Origin of the sequence: Romboutsia sp. 13368, from assembly GCF_018336475.1 — a bacterium.
Taxonomy (GTDB): domain Bacteria; phylum Bacillota; class Clostridia; order Peptostreptococcales; family Peptostreptococcaceae; genus Romboutsia.
In genome coordinates, this window is sequence record NZ_CP048741.1 from 77,900 (window position 1) to 82,767 (window position 4,868).

At 26.9% G+C, this 4,868-nt stretch carries 5 protein-coding genes; all 5 read left to right on the forward strand.

Annotation, left to right across the window (positions count from 1 at the left end):
- Positions 1 to 251 precede the first annotated feature (251 nt).
- The 5 genes from G3997_RS00410 to dapB all read left to right on the forward strand — a co-directional run bounded on the left by G3997_RS00410 (position 252) and on the right by dapB (position 4,793).
- Complete coding sequence (locus G3997_RS00410) at positions 252 to 683, forward strand: hypothetical protein (protein ID WP_296646343.1); 432 nt, start codon at positions 252 to 254, stop codon at positions 681 to 683.
- Positions 684 to 823: 140 nt separating this feature from the next.
- Positions 824 to 2,026 carry an aspartate kinase gene (locus G3997_RS00415; RefSeq protein WP_330616147.1) on the forward strand — a complete coding sequence of 401 codons (1,203 nt, stop codon included), beginning with the start codon at positions 824 to 826 and terminating at the stop codon, positions 2,024 to 2,026.
- A gap of 80 nt (positions 2,027 to 2,106) precedes the next feature.
- Complete coding sequence (locus G3997_RS00420) at positions 2,107 to 3,102, forward strand: aspartate-semialdehyde dehydrogenase (RefSeq protein WP_296646352.1); 996 nt, start codon at positions 2,107 to 2,109, stop codon at positions 3,100 to 3,102.
- A gap of 10 nt (positions 3,103 to 3,112) precedes the next feature.
- On the forward strand, positions 3,113 to 4,006 hold the full coding sequence (gene dapA / locus G3997_RS00425; RefSeq protein WP_296646355.1) for a 4-hydroxy-tetrahydrodipicolinate synthase: 894 nt from the start codon (positions 3,113 to 3,115) through the stop codon (positions 4,004 to 4,006).
- A gap of 25 nt (positions 4,007 to 4,031) precedes the next feature.
- A complete protein-coding gene (gene dapB, locus G3997_RS00430; protein WP_296646357.1) occupies positions 4,032 to 4,793 on the forward strand; it encodes a 4-hydroxy-tetrahydrodipicolinate reductase in 762 nt (253 codons plus the stop codon).
- The last annotated feature ends 75 nt before the right edge of the window (positions 4,794 to 4,868 follow it).

Sequence of the window (4,868 nt, forward strand, 5' to 3'; positions counted from 1 at the left end):
ATTAACTGCAGAAGATATAGTAAATGTAGTTARAGAGGCTATTTCTAAAAAATAGTTAAATACTATAAATTGAAATTTGATATTATTATATATTTATTTTATAAAATGAATGAATTTAATAATTTGTTCTTAAAAGGTAGTGTTTTATCTAATTATAATAGATAAAACACTATCTTTTTAATTTATTAAATGATAAAACCATTCTAATGCTTGAACATGCTTCATATATTTTATATATGGGGGTGATATGAATGAATAAGATAAATTTTAATCTTAAAGGTGTAATATATGGGGTTATAATTATGGCACTAATCATTGGTGGATTCATAGTTATACCAAATATTTTTATGGAACAATCAAAACCAGTAGATTATACTATTTTACAAAGAGAAGCTATACCAGAGAAGATACTAGATATGATGGATAAATATGTAGATGAGGAACGAGCACTAGCAGTAAAATTGAATAATAAAATTTATGTAGTTGTAACTAGAGGTAATGATAAAAATCATGGGATAGAGATGGATAAGATAGATGTTGTTAAACAAGATGATAAGAATATAATGAGAGTAAAGATAGTATATAAAGAAAAAGAAAAATCATATCCGTACATAGTAGTTGAAACAAATTTAAATGAATTACCAGACTCAATAGAATTAAATACATCAGTTGAAGATAATTAACTTGTATATATAAAAAGCTATGTGATTTTATTATAAAATTACATAGCTTTTTTATATACACAAWTATTGCATGAAAAGCAATATCAATAAATATATATTTTACATAAAATATACTATCACTAGCAAAAGAGGTGTTATTTTTGAGTACTGTAGTTCATAAATATGGTGGAACATCGATGGGTAGTATTGAAAAAATAAAATCCGTTGCAAGAAAATTAATATCAGAGAAAGAAAAAGGAAATGATGTAGTAGTTGTAGTCTCTGCTATGGGAAAAACAACTAATAAGTTAGTAGAATTAACAAAAGAAATTTCTAATAACCCAGATAAGAGAGAATTTGATATGCTTTTATCTATAGGTGAGCAAATATCTATATCTTTATTAGCTATTGCAATTAAGTCGTATGGATATGATGCAATATCTTTTACTGGTTATCAAGCTGGAATAAAAACTAAAGGAATGCATACAAAAAGTAATATAGTTGATATTGATATTGATAAAATAAGAAAGAATTTAGGACAAGGTAAAATAGTTATAATAGCAGGTTTTCAAGGAGTCAATGAAAATGGAGATATAACAACTTTAGGTAGAGGAGGATCTGATACTACAGCTGTTGCATTGGCTGCTAAATTAGGATGTGATTGTACTATATATACTGATGTAGAGGGTATATACCCTGTTGATCCTAAGCTATATCCAAACGCAAAAAAATTAGATTATATAGGATATAAAGAAATGATAGAAATGTCAAAATTAGGTGCAGGAGTAATGGAGACTACATCTGTTGAGATAGGTTATAAGAATAATGTATCTATATATGTAGCTTCAAGTAGTAAGGATACAAAGGGAACTTATATAACAGAAAAACAAAACTGTGGAGATAACAAATCAATTTTTGGAATTGCGATAAATGACAACACTTCTATATTTACGATAAAAAATGTTTTATTAAAATCAAATGACATGTCTTTAATATCTGGGATTTTATCAGATGAAAATTTAAGTATAAAAGTGATAAATCAGATATCTTCTAAAGGTGATTATACTGATTTTTCATTAGTTATTAGCAAAGGAGATTTAGGATGTATAGATGAAGCTATAAATAAGATAAAATCAAAATTAGCTCACATAGATATTTCTAAAGATTTAGATGTAACAACAATATCAGTTGTTGGTGGAGGAATAAATAATAACAACATTATAGCTAATATACTTGAGATATTAAAAAATAATGATATTAAATTTAAAAAGATAATAACATCTGAATTGAGTATTTCTTTTATAGTTGATATAAATGATAAAGCTAAAATTATAGAATTATTGGGAAATGAATTTAATTTATGAAAATTAAATTATATTGGAGGAGATAAAATTGAAAAAAGTAAATGTGKYTRTATAAAGAGGTATTATAGTAGGAGGTATATATGAAAAAAGTAAATATTGCTATAGTTGGTGCCACAGGAATTGTTGGTAGAACTTTTTTAAAAGTATTAGAAGAAAGAAAATTTCCTATTGAAAATTTGTACTTATTTTCATCTGCTAAATCTAAAGGATGTAAACTAACTTTTAGAGGGAAAGAATATGAAGTTGAAGCATTAACAGAAGAATCCTTTAATAGAGATATAGATATAGCATTATTTTCAGCAGGTGGAGCTGTTAGTAAAAAGTTTGCACCTATAGCAAGAGATAATGGTGTTATAGTAGTTGATAATAGTAGCGCATGGAGAATGGATAAAGATATTCCATTGGTTATTCCAGAAGTAAACCCAGAGGACATCAAATGGAATAATGGTATTATAGCAAATCCAAACTGTTCAACAATACAGTCAGTAGTACCTCTTAAAGTATTACATGATGTATTTAAAATAAAAAGAATAATATTTTCAACTTATCAAGCTGTTTCAGGTTCAGGAATGGGAGGAATTAATGATTTAGAAAATGGAATAAATGGAGGAAAACATAAAAAATACCCTCATCAAATAGCTTATAACTGTATTCCTCATATAGATGATTTTATGGAAAATGGATATACAAAAGAAGAAATGAAAATGATAGATGAAACTAAAAAAATATTAAATGATGAAACTATAAAAATTACAGCTACTACAGTTAGGGTTCCTGTTAAGTATGGTCATAGTGTTTCTATAAATATAGAATTTGAGAATCCATTTGAATTAGAAGAAGTTTTTAAATTACTTGAAAATGCTGATGGAATAATAGTAGTTGATGATATTGGAATTAATGAATATCCAATGCCTTTAACTTGTAGCGGAAAAGATGAAGTTTTTGTTGGAAGAATAAGAAGAGATTTTAGCGTTGATAATGGAATAAATATGTGGGTAGTTGCAGATAATATAAGAAAAGGTGCTGCAACTAATGCCATCCAAATTGCTGAGTTGTTAATAAAAAATTTAAAATAAGGGGGATAAAATGATGAAAAAGCTATTTGTAGGTTCTGGAGTAGCGTTAGTTACACCTTTTAAAGATGGCAAAATTGATTATAATTCAATGGGAAATTTAATTGAATGGCATATAGAAAATAAAACAGATGCAATAATAGTATGCGGAACAACAGGGGAGTCTGCAACTATGAGTGATGAAGAAAGAAAAGCAACTATAAAATTTGTAGTAGATAAAGTAAATAAAAGAATACCTGTAATAGCAGGTAGTGGAAGTAATAATACTGCATATTCAGTAGAGTTAAGTAAATATTGTCAAGAAGTAGGAGTAGATGGATTATTAGTAGTAACACCATACTATAATAAATCCACTCAAAATGGATTAATAAAACATTTTAAAACAATAGCAGAAAGTGTAGATTTACCAATAATACTTTATAATGTGCCAGGAAGAACAGGTGTTAATATAAATCCTGCTACAGTAGAAAAATTATCTAAGGTTAAAAATATAGTAGCTATAAAAGAAGCTAGTGGAAATATAAGTCAGGTTGCAGAAATAGCTAGATTATGTGGAGAAGATTTTGCAATATATAGTGGAAATGATGATCAAATAGTTCCTATATTATCACTTGGAGGAAGTGGAGTTATATCTGTTTTAGCGAATGTATTACCTAAAGAGACTCATGATATAGTAGAAAAATACTTATCAGGAGATATAGAAGAGTCTAAAAAATTACAGTTAGATTTAAATGGATTAGTAAGTTCTTTATTTATAGAAGTTAATCCAATACCAGTTAAAGCCGCTATGAACTTAATGGGATTAAATGCAGGAGAACTTAGATTACCATTAATTGATATTAGCGAAGCTAATTTAAAAATACTAGCTGATGAAATGAAAAAATGTGGAATAAAAATAGATAATTAAAAACCAGATAAGACGAGGTGATAATATGATAAAAGTAGTAATTAGTGGTTGTAATGGAGCTATGGGAAGAGCATTAACTGAAGTTATATCTGGTATTGAAGATGTATCAATAGTTGCAGGTATAGATAAAAAAATAAATGCTTATGAAAATGAATATCCAGTATATGAATCCCCGTTGTTATTAAAAGAAGAATGTGATGTTATAATAGATTTTTCTAATCCATCAAATTTAAATGATTTACTTAAATATGGAGTAATAAATAATGTGGGACTTGTAATAGCAACTACTGGATTTAATGAAGAAGAAGAAAATAAAATAAAGGAAGCATCTAGTAGTACAAGGATATTCAAATCTTCAAATATGTCATTAGGGATAAATGTACTAATAAATTTAGTTAAACAAGCAACTAATATACTAGGAGAAACTTTTGATATAGAAATAATAGAAAAGCACCATAATAAAAAAGTTGATGCACCAAGTGGAACAGCTAAGATGATAGCAAATGCTATAAATGATGAATTAAATAATGCTATGGAATTTAATTATGGAAGAGAAGGAAATGATTCAAAAAGAAAAGAAAATGAAATAGGTATACATGCAATTCGAGGAGGAACAATACCAGGCGAACATACAGTTGTATTTGCTGGTTTGGATGAAGTTATAGATATAAAACATTTAGCATTGTCTAAAAAAGTATTTGCTAAAGGAGCTGTAGAATCAGCTAAATATATTGCGGATAAAGAAAATGGACTATACACTATGGATGATTTAATAAATAATAAATAGATTATAAAAAGCATGTTAAGTTTAAATAACTTAATATGCTTTTTATTTATAAATAAATATTCATATTTAATCATT